Source organism: Streptosporangium fragile, assembly GCF_039534445.1.
In the GTDB taxonomy this organism is placed as follows: Bacteria; Actinomycetota; Actinomycetes; order Streptosporangiales; family Streptosporangiaceae; genus Streptosporangium; species Streptosporangium fragile.
Map to the genome: position 1 here is coordinate 1 of NZ_BAAAVI010000119.1, position 15,139 is coordinate 15,139.

Here is a 15,139-nt window from a genome sequence, read left to right on the forward strand (position 1 = left end):
CCGCCCGCCGCGCCGCCCCGCGCGGGGCGCGCGGCGGGCACGGCACGGCGGCCGCGCGGCACACCGGAACCCACCGAACGTCCCCGCCGCGCCGTACGGGGTCAGATGTCGCTGGAGAAGCGGATCGCGGACTCCGGGAGCACCACGCCGGGCCAGACGCGGCTGCCCGCCAGCAGCTCGTTGCCCGGGCCGACCACCGCGCCGTCGCCGACGATCACGTCCTTCAGGACCGCTCCACACTGGACCCGCGCGCCGATGCCGACCACGGAGTCGACCACGACCGCCCCCGACTCGACCACGCAGTCGTCGCCCAGGACGCTGCCGCCGACCTGGGCGCCGGACTCCACGATCGCCCGCGCGCCGATCACCGAACCGCCGTCGACCTTGGCCTCCGCCGAGATCATGGCACCGGGCAGGGCGAGGAAGTCGCCGGGAGGACCGGGCAGCGCGGGCGAGGCGAGCCGGCCCAGGACGAGGTCCCGGGAGCCCTTGACGAAGGCGGCGGGCGTGCCGACGTCGAGCCAGTAGGACGCGTCGGCGTAGCCGAGCACCAGGGCGCCGTCCTCGATCAGGCCGGGGAAGGTCTCCCGCTCGACCGAGACGACCTCGCCCGCCGGGATCGTGTCGATCACCGAGCGGGTGAAGACGTAGCACCCGGCGTTGATCCGGTTGGTGACCGGGTTGGGGGTCTTCTCCAGGAAGGCGGTCACCCGGCCCTCCTCGTCGGTCGGCACGCAGCCGAACCGTGAGGGGTCGTCCACCTCGGTCAGGTGGAGGGTGACCGCGGCCTTCCTGGCGACGTGCAGGGCGACCTGGTCGCCGATGTCGTGCCCGGACAGGATGTCACCGTTGAGCACCAGCACCGGGTCGTCCGGACCGCAGGTCAGCGCCTGCGCGGCGTTGCGGATGGCACCGCCGGTGCCGAGCGGGGTCTCCTCCGTCATGTATTCCAGTGAGAGCCCGAACGCCGCCCCGTCCCCGAACGCCTCGGAGAACATCTCCGCGCGGTAGGAGGTGGCGAAGACGATGCGCCGCACGCCGAAAGCACGGGCGCGGGCCAGCTGGTGCGCGAGGAAGGGCACCCCCGCGGTGGGCAGCAGCGGCTTGGGCGTGCCAAGCGTCAACGGCCGCAGGCGCGTTCCCTGCCCACCGACAAGGAGGATCGCCTCAAGATCCGGCAAAGGGGTCTCCGTCATTCCGCGAGGGTAGCTCACTACTCGGTGGCGCGCTGGTAGGCGAGAATATGCGCCTCCGCCGAGGCGTCCCAGGTGAACTCCCCGGCGCGGGCGATTCCGGCCTCGGACAGCGCGCGGCGGCGCTCCGGCGACGACAGGAGCGTGCGCAGCGCCTCGGCGATGCTCTCGGCGTCGGGTTCGGTGTAGGCGACCGCGTCGCCGCCCACCTCGGGCAGCGAGGTGCGGTGCGTGGTGAGCACGGGGGCACCGCAGGCCATCGCCTCCAGCACCGGGAGCCCGAAGCCCTCACCCCGCGAGGGGAAGGCGGCCACGAGCGCCCCGCCGAGGAAGCCGGACAGGTCGGCGAAGGACAGGAAGCCGGGGCGGAGCACCCGCACGGTCGAGGGCACCTCCCGCACCGCGGCGTCCACCTCGGGGTTGCGGATGCCCCCGGCGAGCACCAGCGCCGGCGGGTCGGAGAGCTCCTGGACCGCGCGGACGAAGCCCCGGATCAGGTTCGGCACGTTCTTGCGCGGCTCCAGCGGGCCGAGGAAGGCGACGTACGGGGCGCCGTGCAGGCCGAGCCGGTCGGAGGCGTGCTTGAGCTCCCGCTCGGACGGCGGGTGGAACAGCGCCGGGTCGACCCCGTGGTAGGCGACGTCGATGCGGGTCGGGTCGGCCGAGAGCACCCGGATCAGCTCGTCCCTCGTCGCCTTGGAGGGCACGACCACCCGGGAGGCGTGCCGGACCGCGGTGCGGGTCGCCGAACGGAAGAACGCCGCCTTGACCGCGTCGTGCTGCAGCGGCTCGGTGAAGCACGTCAGGTCGTGCACGGTCGCCACGGTCGGCAGGCCCGAGCGGAGCGGAATGGAGTAGTACGGAGCGTGGATCACCTCCGCGGCGACCTGGCGGGCGAGCAGGGGGAGCCCCGTCTGCTCCCACGCCAGCCGGGCGGCCCGGTTGGTGATGTCATGCGGCCCGGGCAGGATCCGGGCCGAGGGTGCCAGCCCGGCGTAGCGCGCGGCGTCGGCCCGCTGGCAGGCGACCGCGAGATCGGCACCCGCCCTGTCCAGCGCGGCGACGAGCCCATCGACGTACCTGATCAGCGCACCGCGATCGGCCGGAACCGCGGCCGCGTCGACGAGCACTCTCGGCGTCAAGAAGGATCGCCCCCCTTAAGATCCACACGGGACGGCGCCGTCCCCTTTTCTCTTTACTCTATTGCCAGATTCTCCGGGCACGTGGGCGAAATCACACGGCTTTTCCTGGAGCGTGATCCTGCCGAGGATCTCCGGCGCGTCGCGCGGCCAGGCCGGCGAACCCCGCGCAGAGAAGGTCCCCGAGAACGATGACGACCCTGGAGCAGAGCGCCGCCGCGATGGCCGATCCGCTGTCGAGGACCGGCGCCAGGACGGCCACCATGGCCACCTCCCGCACCCCCGCGCCGGCCGGCACCACGAACGTCATGATCCCCAGGCACCAGGAGAGCGCGAACGCGCCGACGGAGAACGCGACCGCGGGCAGGCCCGACGCCCCCAGGTCGTGGACGACCGCCGCCAGGTGCAGACCGTAGGCGACCCAGCCGAGCAGCGCCCAGCCCAGCGCGGTGAGCATGCCCCGGCGGGTGAGCGGGCGCTCCAGCGGCTCGCGCCCGAGCCTGCGCAGCCCGAACCCGAGGACCGCGTTGATCACCCGCGGCTCGAAGACCACCGCGAGCACCGGGATCAGCAGGAACACCCACGCGTACGGCGCGGCGGCCCCCGGCCGGGCCGCCAGCAGCGTCACCCCGGAGATCACCAGCCCGCTGCCGAGCTGCACCGGCAGCGTCAGGAAGAACGCCGCCGCGCTCCGCGACCGGGGGACGCCCAGCTCCCGGCCCATCTCCATCTGGGCGAGCACCGGCCAGAGCGAACCGGGGATGTACTTGCCGAGCTGGCCGACGAAGAAGACCTTCGCCCCCGCGCGCAGGGGCAGCGGCGACCCCAGGTCGGCCAGGAGCGCCCGCCACGTCATCATTCCGCCGCCGAGCGCCGCGACCACCGCGACCAGCGAGAGCGCGAGCGACGACCACGACAGCCGGGCGAACCCGGCGCGGACCCCGTCCCACTGGCCCGCCACCACCCAGGTGCCGAACCCCAGCGCGACCAGGAGGAAGGCGACGCGGACCAGCCGCTTCACCGGGGGCTGACCCGCTCGGGCGGTTGCGGCAGGGACGCCCCGGCCGGGCGGCGGCCGCCCTTGGTCGCCACCCACAGGTAGGTCGGCACCACCGGCAGCAGGGCGCGCAGCACCGCGCGGGGCAGCCGCGCCAGCACGCCCTCGGCCAGCCGCCCGACCGGCCCGGGGAACAGCTCCTTGCCGGCGAACGCCGCCGGGGTGGCGAGCACGGGGAAGGTGTAGTCCCACACCTGGAAGCCGCGCACCATCCTGCGCAGGCCGCGGCGGGTCCGGTAGCGCTCGTAGTAGCTGTCGGCCCGGCCGAAGAGCCGGACGTAGCGGTCGGCGAGCGCGGGCGGCAGGTACGACAGGAACGGCAGCTTGTAGTGCGGTTCCATCACCCCGAGCCGGTTGCCCAGGCCCAGGTAGAGGACACCGCCGTCGGCGAGCACGCGGTGCATCTCCGCCATGATCGCGTCCGGGTCGACCACGTGCTCGTAGATGTGGTTGAAGACCAGCACGTCGACCGAGCCGTCGGGGAAGGGCAGCGCGGTGCCGTCCGCGCACACGAACGCGACGCGGTGCCCGAACCGCCGGGCCGCCTTGCGCAGGCCCGGCACGTCGATGTCGACGCCGAAGGTGCGGCTCGCGCCCGCCGAGGCCAGCTCGTCGGCGATGAACCCCGCCGAGCACCCGATGTCGGCGACCGTGAGCCCGGCCAGGACGTCGTCGTCCCGGCCGAGGAAGTGCCCGAGCACCGCCACGATCTTCGCGGCCTTCCGGCGGCGCTTCTCCTCGTCCAGCATCGCCGCCTGGAACTCGGAGTATTCAAGCTGCGCCGCTCTTTTCGTGCTCACAGCGCCCTAGGGTACCGGCGCCACCGAACCCTACCGTCGAGTAATACCCGCGTCGTACCCTTGGCCAATGCTCAGCCGTCTGCGATCGAGCCGTCTGCTCCGCGTCCTGCTGGCGCTGGTCGCGCTGGCCTTCGTCGGGTACGGCCTGGCCCGCAACTGGCACGACACCGTCTCGGCGCTCGCCCGGCTGTCCTGGTGGTCGGTGGCCGGGGCGTTCACCGCGGTGATGGCCGGTGTCTGGGTCATGATGATCGCCTGGCAGCGGGTCATCGCCGGGCTCGGGTCCGAGCTCCCGCTCCGCACCGCCGCGCGCGTGCTGTTCGTCGGCCAGCTCGGCAAGTACGTCCCGGGCTCGGTCTGGGCATACGCGGCGATGATGGAGCTGGGCCGCGACCACGGCTGCCCGCCCAAGCGCACCTTCAGCGGAACCTCGCTCGCCCTGGTGGTCTCGCTCGGCTGCGCGGTCGGCCTCGCCGCCGCCACGCTGCCGTTCACCGCCCGGTCGGTGGCCGAGCAGACCTGGTACCTCGCGCTGATCATCCCGGTGATCGTCGTCTGCCTGCACCCGAGGATCCTCACCTGGGGCCTGAACCTGGCGCTGCGGGTCGCCCGCAAGGAGCCCTTCGACCAGGTGCTCCCCGGCGGCACGCTGCTGGAGGTCACCGCGTGGACGATCCTCGGCTGGCTGGTGTACGGCGTGCACCTGTGGCTGGTCATGGGCGACCTGGCCGACGACTTCTCGCTCTACCTGCTCGGCGCCGGAGCGTACGCCTTCGCCTGGGCCACCGGCCTGCTGTTCGCGTTCATCCCGGCCGGGGTGGGCGTGCGGGAGGGCGCGATGATCCTGGTCCTCGCGCCGACGATCGGCACGCCCAACGCCATCGTCGCCGCGGTGGTCTCCCGCCTGGTCTTCACCTTCGCCGACGTGGCCTGGGCGGGCGCCGGGTTCCTGCTGGGCCGCCGCGCTCAGCGCCCGGCGGAGACCAGGGCGTCGACGTAGGCCGCCCAGTAGGGCTCGGGGTCGACGGCCTTGACCCCGGCGCGCAGCCGCTCGGGCTCGCCGGGTTCGTAGAACCGCGCCAGCGCCGCGCGCAGCGCCTCCACCGATCCCGGCTCGACCAGCAGCCCGTCCACCCCGTCGGTGACGTGGTCGCCGAGCGTGCCGACCCGGGTGGCGATCACCGGCACGCCCCGCTCGTGACCGAGCCACACCTGCTGGCTGGCCGTCCCGCTCCGGTAGGGCAGGACCAGCGCGTCCACGTCCGCGAACAGGCCGGGCACGTCCGGCGCGGCCACGTATCCCGGCCGCAGCTCCACCCGGTCGCCCAGGCCGAGTTCGGCGACCAGCGCCTCAGTCTCCGCCAGACCGCCCCAGAACTCCCCCGCCACCCGGAGCGAGACGCCGTCCGGCAGCGACCGGATCAGCAGGTCGAGCCCCTTGTACGGCCGCACCAGCCCGAAGAACAGCAACCTGCGGTGAACACGCCCGCTCGGGCTGTGCCCCTGAGCCGGCCCCTCAGCGGGCCCCCCGGCGGGCTCCCGGGACGGGGCCGGCAGGTGCGGCGCCATCTCGGCCACCGTCACCGGTGCGGGCGCGAGCTCCCGCGCCAGGGCGGCCTGCCCCTCGGAGTGGACGAGCACCCGGTCGACCCGGCGCAGCAGCGCCCGCATCAGCGGCGTGTCGTACGGCTTGCGCTCGTGCGGCAGCACGTTGTGGCAGAGCGCCACCACCCGGGCCCGACGGCGCAGACCGGCGAGGATGCCCAGGTAGGGCGGGACCTGCACCGGGCTGAGCACGGCGAGGATCACCAGGTCGGCGCTCCGGAGCCGCCGGCCCGCGCGGACCCAGCCGTCCGGGCGGCGCCAGTCGAGGTCGCGCCGGACGCGCGGGAACGGCTCCCCGTCGGGAGCCTCGACGGTCTGCCGCCCCGGATAGAGGAAGGACGGGTACTGCGCCCGCCACGACTCGATCACCACGTCGTGCCCGGCGGCCGCGAGGCGGTGGGCGAGCTCGGTGGTGTGCGCGGCCCCGCCGCCCTTGTAGGGATAGGTGGGGCCGATGATCGCGATCCGCATGCGCTACTCGGTCCTGGAGCGCACGATCAGGTCGGCCAGCAGCGCCAGCGAGCCGATGAGCAGGCCGGACAGGAAGATCACGATGGTGTTGCTGGTCAGGTAGAACCCGTAGCGGACGATGTCGACGACACCCTTGACCAGGCCGATGGCGACCAGCCAGAGCGCGGGCGGCATGAGCACCTTGAGCGGGTTGAAGTACATGACCATCCGCAGCACCTGCAGGATGTAGCGGTAGGCGTCGGAGACGAAGCTGAACTTCGACTTCCCCGCCCGCTTGCTGTACTCGATCGGCAGGTAGTAGACGTCGTGCTGGTTCGACAGGAACGACAGCGTGATCGTCGTGACGCAGGAGAACCCGGGCGGCAGCAGCCGCAGGTACGGCCTGGCGACCGACTTGCGGAACGCCCGCAGCCCGCTGTTCAGGTCGGGGATCTTCTGCCCGGCCAGCCGCTCGGCCACCTTGCGGATGAACCACTTCGCGGGCACCCGCAGGAACTTGTGGGAGCCCTCCTCGCTGGTCCGCGCGCCCACGACCTGGTCGATCGCCGGGTCCTTCTCCAGGATCCGGACGAGCTCGGGGATGCGCTCGTTCGGGTACGTCATGTCGGCGTCGGTCCACACGACGATCTCGCCGCGGGCCTCCTGCGTGCCGATCCTGCGCACCGTCCCCGAACCGCCGTTGCGGTGGAAGGCCCGGATCCGCATGTTCGGGAACCGCGGCGCGGCCTCCTGCAGCCTGGCGAGCGTCTCGTCGGTGGAGAAGTCGTCGACCGCCACGAGCTCGTAGGTGTAGCCGCTCTCGTCCATGGCCCTGCAGATACGCTCGACCTCGTCGATGACGTGGTCCTGCTCGTTGTAACACGGCAGGACGATGGTCACGTACGGCGTTGCGTCCACGGCTGATCCACTCTTCGGTTCTCGGGCGTGCTCTCGACCGGCGAGGATACTCTGCCCGGCCGGGAGCCGGACGCACTTCACCCTTTCGGGCAGGGCCCGATGAGCTCGTCCGGAACGCACTGCCGGACGTCATCGACGTCCGGCGCCTTCTGCACGGTGGCTTCGAACGGTTCCACTCCGGCCCAGCGGTGGATCCTGCCCCTGAACGACTCCGGCATGTCCTCGAGGTGAACGGCGAGGGCCGCCGCCCCGGCCAGGAGGGCACGACGGGTCCCGGTCCGGGGCCTTCCCGGCTCCCCGGAGGAGAGTTCCTCGGCCTCGGGCGGGCCGGAGGCCGAGGGCGCGCGGCCGAGGTTCCGCGCGCCGGGGGCCGTCCCGCCCGTCCCTTCCGCGCCCTCCGGACCGTCCGCGTCGTCCGGGCCGTCCGCGTCGTCCGGGCCGGGCACCGGCGTCGTGTCCACCCCGCGGTCCCCTCAGCGGGAGCTCACGAGACCGGCGTCGCTGACGCCCGGGAGCACCTTGACCGTGTCGATCAGCACCTGCGCGTCACGGGGGTCGGCGAGCTTGACGTAGTAGGCCTCGGAGAACTTCGTGGAGTGGAACGTCTTGTCCACCCAGATGAACGCCGCCTCCCGCCTGGCGTGCTCGGCGTCCTGGAAGTAGACCTTCTCGACGCCCTCCACGGTGCCCAGCCTGGCTTCGATCTTCTCCCTGGCCCAGGGCGTGGTGGAGCCGTTCCCGTCGCAGGTGTCGGACGGCTCCGTGCCGGGCCCGCACAGGCTGATGACGACGTCCGCCTTGCCCGGCCAGAAGAAGTTGCCCCACGCCACGACGTTGCTGACCCCCGCCACCTTCTTGAAGGCGGACCTGAACGGCACGAGGTCGGCCCGCCTGCGGAGCGTGCCCGTGAACGACTCCGGCATGTCCTCGGCCCGGATGGCGGAGAGCAGGGCCTTGTTGTGGCTGTTGGCCTTCCTGAAGTTCGCCCACGCCTCCTTGCGGGACTCGAACTTCACCTTCGCCACCTGCGGCATCGCGCGCAGCTTCGCCTCAAGCGCCTTCTTCTGCTTGGCGGTGATCGCCCGCTTGCCGCATTTCTCGAAGGGGTCGTCGTCCTTGCACATGAAGACGCTGAACGTCCCGCCCTCGGGCCAGGGGCCGACCGGCGGCGGGGACACCTCGACGCCGCCCGGCGGGACGTACCAGGTGTCGTCGGGGCCGTCCGCCTGCGCGGTCCCGGCCGTCGCGAACAGGACGGCGGCCGTCACTCCGGCGGAGAGCAGGGCACGCCCGGCCCGTATGTTGAACCTCCTCACGGAGGGTTTCTCTGATTTCACTCGCCCGACTATGACGATCTTGCCTTCCCCGGTCAACCGGAACGGGCAGATCGGGGCAGGGTCATCCAGACATCAACGGAGAGGGACCAGGTGGTGTCGGGCGGGGCGACGAGGGAGCGTTCGTCCTGACGGGTGCGGAGCCTCATGACCTGGACGGGAGTGCCGTACGCGGAGAGCTGGCCGGCCTCGGCGGCGAACAGGACCGGGACGCGGCCCGCGGCGCGGACGCGCTCGGCCAGGCGGGTCACGTCCGGGCCGGAAGCGGTGGCGGCGCCCTCGGGGACGACGACCCGGGCGGCGGGGACGCCGCAGGTGCCGCGGACCACCTGGGTGAAGCGCTCGCCGGTGACGCGCTCCACGAGCAGCACCGCGGCCCGCGGCGGGAGCGCCGCGCACATCGCCTCGACCGCGGCGCGCTCGCCGCGCTCGACCGGGCTGAGGGCCGTCCCCGCCGAGGTGATCACCGGCGGGACGAGGAGGAGGACCGCGCCGGCGGCGGTGAGGCCGGACCGGGCCGCCGGACCGTACCCGGACCTGCGCGCCTTCTCCCGCACCCAGCGCAGGCCCCAGACCGCGAGCAGGATCAGGCCGGGGAGGACGACGGGGACCAGCCGCCGGGCGGCCCACGGCTGGTCGGGGGTGATGGTCGGGCGGTAGAGGGTGGTGACCGTGGTCCAGCCGACGATCGCCAGCGGCAGCAGCCAGCCCGTCCCGGTGCCCCTGACGAGCCTGCGCGCGAGCACCGCCGCCGCGAGCGTGGCGAGCACCACCACGGGAACCCCGACGTACCAGACCACCCAGTACAGCGAGTCCTCGTAGTAGAGGCGCGAGCCGTCGACCCCCAGCCCGTTGGCCTGCTGGGTCTTGCCGATGAACTCGGCGGTGCGCCGGTCTTCCTCGGTGACGGGCCACCGGGTCACGGTCTGCAGCCACGGCCGGGCCGCGAACGCCGCCATGACCAGCGCGACCGCGACCGCGACGGCCTCGGGCAGCCGCGGGGTCCGCGCCGCCCGGCGCAGCGGTCCCGCCAGCCGGGGCGCGAGCGCCGCGCCGGCCAGGGTGAGGACCAGGACCGCGCCGCAGATCATCAGCAGCGGCCGTACCGACCCCGGCCACAGGTAGTCCAGGTACGGCCCGGCCAGCAGCCAGGCGGCGGCCACCCCCAGCCCGGCCCCCGCGGCCAGCCCGCCGAGCAGCGGGACGCCGAGCCGCCCCGCGTCGCGGGCCCCGGCCCGGCGCAGGGCGATCAGCAGCCCGGCGTAGACGAGGACGGGGAGCACGTCGCGGAGCCCGTCGATCCTGACCAGGACGGCCAGCCCGAACACCAGCCCGGCCAGGGCCGCGCCGATCCGGGCGGCGTCCGGCTGCGCCGAGCGGATCCGCCCCGGGGCCTCCGCCGCGGGGACGGACGGCAGGTAGCCGACGCCGGTGACGCCGGAGCGGAGTCTGACCTCCGCGTCGTGCGTCAGCGCGAGACCGCCGAAGAGGAGGACCAGCGACGGGATCTCGCTGAAGGTCGTGCGCGAGGTGTAGAGGATCGGGAGGCTGACCGCGAAGACCAGCGCGGCGAGCGGGGCCCAGCGGGCGCCGGCCAGGCGGGCGACCGTCCCCGCCACAACGAGCACGGCGGCGGCCCCCAGCACCGGCGGGACCAGCAGCAGCCCGGCGACGTCGCCCAGCCAGGCGCCCACCGCGTGGAGCATCGGCGACCCCGGCATGAACTGCGGCACGACCGCGCCGTCGGAGTCGTAGAAGCCCACGCTGTCGAAGCGCAGCGCCGGGTCGAGGCCGCCGAACGCCTCCTGCTGGAAGGGGACGGGCAGCGAGCCGTGCCGGGCCAGCCAGAGGGCGTACTGCGCGTAGGTGGCCGGGTCGCGGCGGACGATCAGCTGCTCGCTGTGGAGCAGGCCGTTGAAGACGCCCGCGGCCAGGGCGGCGGCGATCACCCCGGTGACCTGCCAGGCGGTCGCCTCCACGGTCTCCGGGAGGCGGCGCAGGCCGTACCGGCACAGGAGCGCGGCGGCCAGCAGGCCCAGCGGGACGGCCGTGAGCGGCCGGAACCAGCCGAGGAACAGCAGCGGCAGCCCGGCCAGCAGCCAGCCCGCCAGCGCGAGCGCGGGCACGGCCGAGACCACGGCGAGCACCCTGCCCGCCGAGGGCACGCGGGTGCGATCACGCCGGTCGATCCTCATGGCTCGACCCGAGCGTAGTGGGAACCCGGCGCACCGGCGCCCGCTCCGCGACGGCCCCCGGCCGCGGCGGGAGCCGGTAGCGTACGCGCAGCGCGCGAGGAGGGGGAAGAGTGGTCGGGTGGGCGCGGCGGCACCGCTGGTTCCTGGGCGTGCTGGGCGCGGGGGTCGCGCTGCGGGCGGTGGCGATGCTGGGCTACCGGCCGGCGCTGTGGTTCCCCGACTCCTACACCTATGTCGTCACCGCGCTGAAGCCCCGCCCCGACCTGGTCCGCCCGGCCGGGTACTCGATGTTCCTGCGACTGCTCGAACCGTTTCACAGTTTCGCCCTCGTCGCGCTGGTCCAGCACCTGCTGGGGCTCTGCGTCGGCGTGCTGGTCTACGTCACCGCCCGGCGGCTGCGCGCCCCCGGCTGGGCCGCGACGCTCGCCTCCGTCCCCGCCCTTCTGGACGCCTACCAGGTCGAGTTGGAGCACCTCCTGGTCTCCGACACCCTGTTCGGGGTCCTGGTCATGTCGGCGGCCTGCCTGGGCGTGCGCCGGTCCCTCGGGTGGCGTACGGCGTGCGGGATCGGGGTGCTGCTCGCCGCGGCCACGCTGACCAGGACCGTGGGGCTGCCGCTGGTGGCGCTGTTCGCGGGCTGGCTGATCGTCCGGGAGCGGGGCCGGGTGTTCGCGGCGGGTGTGATGCTGGCCGCGGCGACGGTGCCGATCCTCGGGTACGGGGCCTGGTTCTACGCGACCTACCAGCGGATCGGCATCGTCGGCGCGAACGGCGTCTTCCTGTACGCCAAGACGATGACGTTCGCCGACTGCGCGGTGATGAAGCCGCCGCCGGAGCTGGCGGTGCTGTGCGACCCCCGGCCGCCGGCCCTGCGGCCTCCCGCGCAGGAGTACATCTGGAGCCAGGACGCGCCGCTGGTCAAGCTGCCCGGCATCACCTTCACCCGGGAGAACGACACGCTGGCCGGGCGGTTCGCGTCGCTGGCCATCTGGAGCCAGCCGCTCGACTACCTGGGCTCCGTCGTCTCCGAGCTCTCCCGCTCGTTCACCCTGGACCGGCCGGTCTACCCCGACCAGGAGGTCTACGACTACTACGAGTTCCCGGCGACGCCGCCCGCGCCGCCGGGGCGCTACCCGGCCACGGTGGGCGCCGAGTTCGCGCGGCGCTACGAGGCGGGCCCGATCGAGCCGCGGATCGTCGAGCCCTACGCGGGCTGGATCCGCGCCTACCAGGACGTCGCCGCGCTGCCCGGCGCGTCCGTGCTGGTGATCCTGCTCGTCCCGCCGGCGGTGGCGGGTGCGCGGCGGCTCCGTCCCGCCTCCCCGGCCCGGGGACCGCGACACGCCGCCGCCGGCGCGGCCCGCGGCACGGCGGCCTGGGCGCTGCCGTGGACGGTCGCGGCGGTGCTGCTGGTGATGCCCCCGGCGGTGGCGGAGTTCGACTACCGGTACGTCCTGCCGGCCGTGCCCCTCGCGTGTCTGGCGGCGGCCCTGGCCGCCTCCCGGCCGTGCCCGTCACGTGTCTGACAGCGGCCCTGACCGCCGCCCGGCCGTGCCCTTGCGTGCCTGACAGCGGCGTTAACCGTCCCTAAACCTAATTTCAGTAACATTCCATTAAATGTCCGCATTTGAGTATGCTGTCCGCCGGATCATCACGGCAGCGCTGCAGGGGGCGGTCTTGACCAAGTTCGCATCATCACGTCTCCCGGCAGCGGTCTCGTGACCTACTCTTTGGGCGCAATGAGCAAGCCGCAACAGTACCGGACGATGCCGCCAAGCGAGGAGATCGCATGAGCGACCGTCGGCACGTCGCCGTCAGAGACCGCCGGGCCGAGCCGACCGCCCCGGGCCGACGCGCCTCCCGGCGCGCGGGAGGCAACCCTCCCCCGGAGGTCGTCCCGCCGCCTCTCGAGCCGGGAACGCCGGAGGAACCGCCCCGGAAGGACGACAGGCCGCGGGGCCGGGCGGCCGGGCGCAAGAAGAAGGGGCTCGGCGTCGGCGCCTGGACGAGCGTCGCCGTGACCGGGCTGCTGGTCCTCGGCACGCTGGGCGGGTACGGGGTCTACCGCAACACGATCGGCAACTTCCAAGGGGTCAAGATCGAGGACAAGCTCGGCAACGACCGCCCGAAGGCCACCGGCGCGCTGAACGTGCTGATCGTCGGCTCCGACACCCGCGAGGGCGACAACCTCAAGTACGGCCAGAAGATGGCCAACGACGGCAAGCGCACCGACACCATCATCCTCATGCACATCGCCCCGAACCGCGACAAGGCGACGTTCGTCAGCTTCCCCCGCGACTCGGTGGTCCAGATGCCGGCCTGCACGTCGGAGACCGGCCAGCAGGTCGCGCCCCGCACCGAGATGATCAACGCCGCCTACAACGAGGGCGGCATCACCTGCACGATCTCCACGCTCGAGTCGCTCACCGACATCCGCATCGACCACTTCGTCGAGGTCGACTTCACCGGCTTCAAGAACATCGTGGACGCCCTCGGCGGTGTCCGGATCTGCCTGACGAAACCGGTCGACGACAAGAAGTCCAAGCTCAAGCTGGCGGCGGGCTGGCACACCCTCAAGGGCGAGACGGCCCTGGGCTACGTCCGGCTGCGCAACTACGGCGACGGCAGCGACATCGGCCGGATCAAGCGCCAGCAGGTCTTCCTCAGCCAGGTGGTGAAGAAGGCCACCAGCAGCGAGCTGCTGACCGACCCCGCCAAGCTGCTGAACTTCATCAACACCGCCGCCAAGTCCGTCCGGATGGACGAGGAACTGGCCAAGGACACCAACACCCTCATCGAGATCGCGAACAGCGCCCAGGCGCTGACCGCGAGCGGCGTCGAGCTGATCACCGTCCCGTGGGGCCCCCACCCGGACAACCCCAACCGGGTCGCCTGGCGGCAGCCCGAGGCGGGCAAGCTGTTCGCCGCGATCAAGAACGACACCGAGGTCACCCCGGCGCCCAACCCCACCGCCAAGCCGGCCGTCGCGCGCGAGCAGGTCCGCCTGCAGGTCCTCAACGGCACCGACATGTTCGGCAAGGCCAAGGAGGTGGCCAACGAGCTGGCCGAGCAGGGCTTCGTGGTCACCCACATCGGCAACGCCCGCCCGGCGACCGGCAACCTGCCCACCACCACGATCCGCTACGCCAAGAAGGACGCCGCGGAGGGCCCCTCCTACGCCGACGCGGTGGCCGCGAGGCTCTCCAAGGACAAGCGCACCCCGGTCGCCGGCAAGCTCAGGCCGGTGAGCGCGGAGAAGTACACCCCGCCCAACGCCCCCAAGCCCGCGGCGGGCGCCAAGGCCCCGACCGGCCCGGTCATCCAGCTGGTCATCGGCAGCGACTGGCCCGGCGTCCGGGCCCTGCCCAAGATCCCCGACTCCCTCAAGGACCAGGTCGTCACCAGCAAGACCAACCCCTGCCAGTAGCGCCTCCCGGGGCACGGGCACGGGCCGGGGCGTGCCCCGCGCCGCCCGCGGTCTCCCGGGGCGGCACGCGCCCCGGGTCTTCCGGAGCGCCGATGCCGGGCGGCGTGGTCGGACCCGCCGCCCGGCCCCGCGCCCCGTCCCCTGCCGCGGCCCCGCCCCGGTCCTTCCCCGTGAGGACGCCGACCGGCACGGCGACCGAGGTGACGCCCGCTGACGACCCGCTGACGGCCCACACGGCGACCGGGATCCGGAGGGCTCCGGACCGTCACGATTCCCCGGGAACCTCCTGGAACCCCAGGCACACGTGCGACAGCGGGCGCTCCGGCGGTTTAGGGTGGTTGGGTCGGTGAGGTGAACGCTTGCTTACCCGTCCCCCGGTCGGCCCTCGGACATCCTCGCCGACGTGCCCCACTCCCCCTGGTCTCCGACAGATAGCTGAGCGTTTCCCCCGTGAGCGACTTCCGATCCTTCCAGACGCCGGCCCCCCAGGACGACGGCGCCTCCGGTGCCGGCGCCGGCAGGTCCCCCGGCGGACGGGGCCGGACGCCCGCCGGGTGGCCGGTGCCCGACCACGCGCAGACGCCCGCCCCGCCGCAGCCCGCCTGGCCGGAGCCGCCGGAGCGACTCCCCGCCGCCCCCGGCTGGCACTCCCGGCCGGACGGCGGGCGGGAGGAGGCCCCCGGTGAGGCCACCGAGTGGGGCGCCTACCCGGCCTACCGGGATCCCGGGGCCGCGGAGCCGTACGACTCCCACGACCCCCTCGACCTGTCCAAGCCCCTGGCGCCCGACCCGATGCCCCTGGAGTCCGCCTGGGCGCGCGAGGACTCCGCGTGGGCGAGCGACCCCACATGGGCGCAGGACTCCACACGGGCGAGCGACCCCACATGGGCCCAGCAGTCCTCCCTCCCCCACGCCGACCCCCGCCCCGCCCCGCCCGCGCACCAGACGCCGCCCCCGCTGCCGGCCTGGGCCGAGGCCCCCTCGCCCCGGCCGCAGACCGGCGCGCACCCGGGCGGCGGCC

Annotated in this window: 12 protein-coding genes and 1 pseudogene; 4 read left to right on the top strand and 9 right to left on the bottom strand. The window is 73.4% G+C overall.

Annotation, left to right across the window (positions count from 1 at the left end; genetic code table 11):
* Window positions 1-101: 101 nt before the first annotated feature.
* The 4 genes from manB to ABD841_RS38970 form a co-directional block, all read right to left on the bottom strand.
* Window positions 102-1,196: a mannose-1-phosphate guanylyltransferase gene (gene manB, locus ABD841_RS38955; RefSeq protein WP_344982084.1), complete on the bottom strand. Its 1,095-nt coding sequence runs from the start codon at window positions 1,194-1,196 to the stop codon at window positions 102-104.
* 17 nt (window positions 1,197-1,213) lie between these two features.
* Window positions 1,214-2,335 (bottom strand): glycosyltransferase family 4 protein, encoded by a 1,122-nt coding sequence (locus tag ABD841_RS38960; RefSeq protein WP_344982085.1) that lies wholly within the window; start codon window positions 2,333-2,335, stop codon window positions 1,214-1,216.
* Window positions 2,336-2,426: 91 nt separating this feature from the next.
* Window positions 2,427-3,353: a lysylphosphatidylglycerol synthase domain-containing protein gene (locus ABD841_RS38965; protein ID WP_344982086.1), complete on the bottom strand. Its 927-nt coding sequence runs from the start codon at window positions 3,351-3,353 to the stop codon at window positions 2,427-2,429.
* Window positions 3,350-4,189 (bottom strand): class I SAM-dependent methyltransferase, encoded by an 840-nt coding sequence (locus ABD841_RS38970; RefSeq protein ID WP_344982087.1) that lies wholly within the window; start codon window positions 4,187-4,189, stop codon window positions 3,350-3,352. Before ABD841_RS38970 ends, ABD841_RS38965 begins: the two co-directional genes overlap by 4 nt.
* 67 nt (window positions 4,190-4,256) lie before the next feature.
* Between ABD841_RS38970 and ABD841_RS38975 the strand changes: the two genes are divergently transcribed.
* Entirely contained in the window at window positions 4,257-5,189 is a 933-nt protein-coding gene (locus tag ABD841_RS38975) for a lysylphosphatidylglycerol synthase transmembrane domain-containing protein (RefSeq protein WP_344982088.1), read from the top strand.
* Here the strand turns inward: ABD841_RS38975 and ABD841_RS38980 are convergent.
* The 5 genes from ABD841_RS38980 to ABD841_RS39000 all read right to left on the bottom strand — a co-directional run bounded on the left by ABD841_RS38980 (window position 5,156) and on the right by ABD841_RS39000 (window position 10,691).
* Window positions 5,156-6,265: a glycosyltransferase family 4 protein gene (locus ABD841_RS38980; protein WP_344982089.1), complete on the bottom strand. Its 1,110-nt coding sequence runs from the start codon at window positions 6,263-6,265 to the stop codon at window positions 5,156-5,158. The two genes, ABD841_RS38975 and ABD841_RS38980, sit on opposite strands and share 34 nt — an antisense overlap.
* Window positions 6,266-6,268: 3 nt before the next feature.
* Window positions 6,269-7,162 (bottom strand): glycosyltransferase family 2 protein, encoded by an 894-nt coding sequence (locus tag ABD841_RS38985; protein ID WP_344982090.1) that lies wholly within the window; start codon window positions 7,160-7,162, stop codon window positions 6,269-6,271.
* 77 nt (window positions 7,163-7,239) lie between these two features.
* The gene (locus ABD841_RS38990) at window positions 7,240-7,623 is read right to left on the bottom strand and encodes a hypothetical protein (protein ID WP_344982091.1); all 384 of its coding nucleotides are present in this window, start codon (window positions 7,621-7,623) and stop codon (window positions 7,240-7,242) included.
* A gap of 12 nt (window positions 7,624-7,635) precedes the next feature.
* Window positions 7,636-8,478 (bottom strand): permease-like cell division protein FtsX, encoded by an 843-nt coding sequence (locus ABD841_RS38995; RefSeq protein WP_344982092.1) that lies wholly within the window; start codon window positions 8,476-8,478, stop codon window positions 7,636-7,638.
* A 53-nt stretch (window positions 8,479-8,531) separates the two neighbouring features.
* Window positions 8,532-10,691: a hypothetical protein gene (locus ABD841_RS39000; RefSeq protein WP_344982093.1), complete on the bottom strand. Its 2,160-nt coding sequence runs from the start codon at window positions 10,689-10,691 to the stop codon at window positions 8,532-8,534.
* A 110-nt stretch (window positions 10,692-10,801) separates the two neighbouring features.
* Here ABD841_RS39000 and ABD841_RS39005 point away from each other — a divergent pair, with 110 nt between their 5' ends.
* The 3 genes and pseudogenes from ABD841_RS39005 to ABD841_RS39015 form a co-directional block, all read left to right on the top strand.
* Window positions 10,802-12,217, top strand: coding sequence for a hypothetical protein (locus ABD841_RS39005; protein ID WP_344982094.1), 1,416 nt, complete (start codon window positions 10,802-10,804; stop codon window positions 12,215-12,217).
* A 263-nt stretch (window positions 12,218-12,480) separates the two neighbouring features.
* Entirely contained in the window at window positions 12,481-14,118 is a 1,638-nt protein-coding gene (locus tag ABD841_RS39010) for an LCP family protein (protein ID WP_344982095.1), read from the top strand.
* A 450-nt stretch (window positions 14,119-14,568) separates the two neighbouring features.
* Window positions 14,569-15,139, top strand: a pseudogene (locus ABD841_RS39015) (hypothetical protein); the annotation flags it as partial.

Excerpts from the sequence above, each read along its gene's own strand:
- manB (WP_344982084.1), bottom strand. The coding sequence starts at position 1,196 with ATGACGGAGACCCCTTTGCCGGATCTTGAGGCGATCCTCCTTGTCGGT.
- ABD841_RS38980 (WP_344982089.1), bottom strand. The coding sequence starts at position 6,265 with ATGCGGATCGCGATCATCGGCCCCACCTATCCCTACAAGGGCGGCGGG.
- ABD841_RS39000 (WP_344982093.1), bottom strand. The coding sequence starts at position 10,691 with ATGAGGATCGACCGGCGTGATCGCACCCGCGTGCCCTCGGCGGGCAGG.
- ABD841_RS39010 (WP_344982095.1), top strand. The coding sequence starts at position 12,481 with ATGAGCGACCGTCGGCACGTCGCCGTCAGAGACCGCCGGGCCGAGCCG.
- ABD841_RS38975 (WP_344982088.1), top strand. The coding sequence starts at position 4,257 with ATGCTCAGCCGTCTGCGATCGAGCCGTCTGCTCCGCGTCCTGCTGGCG.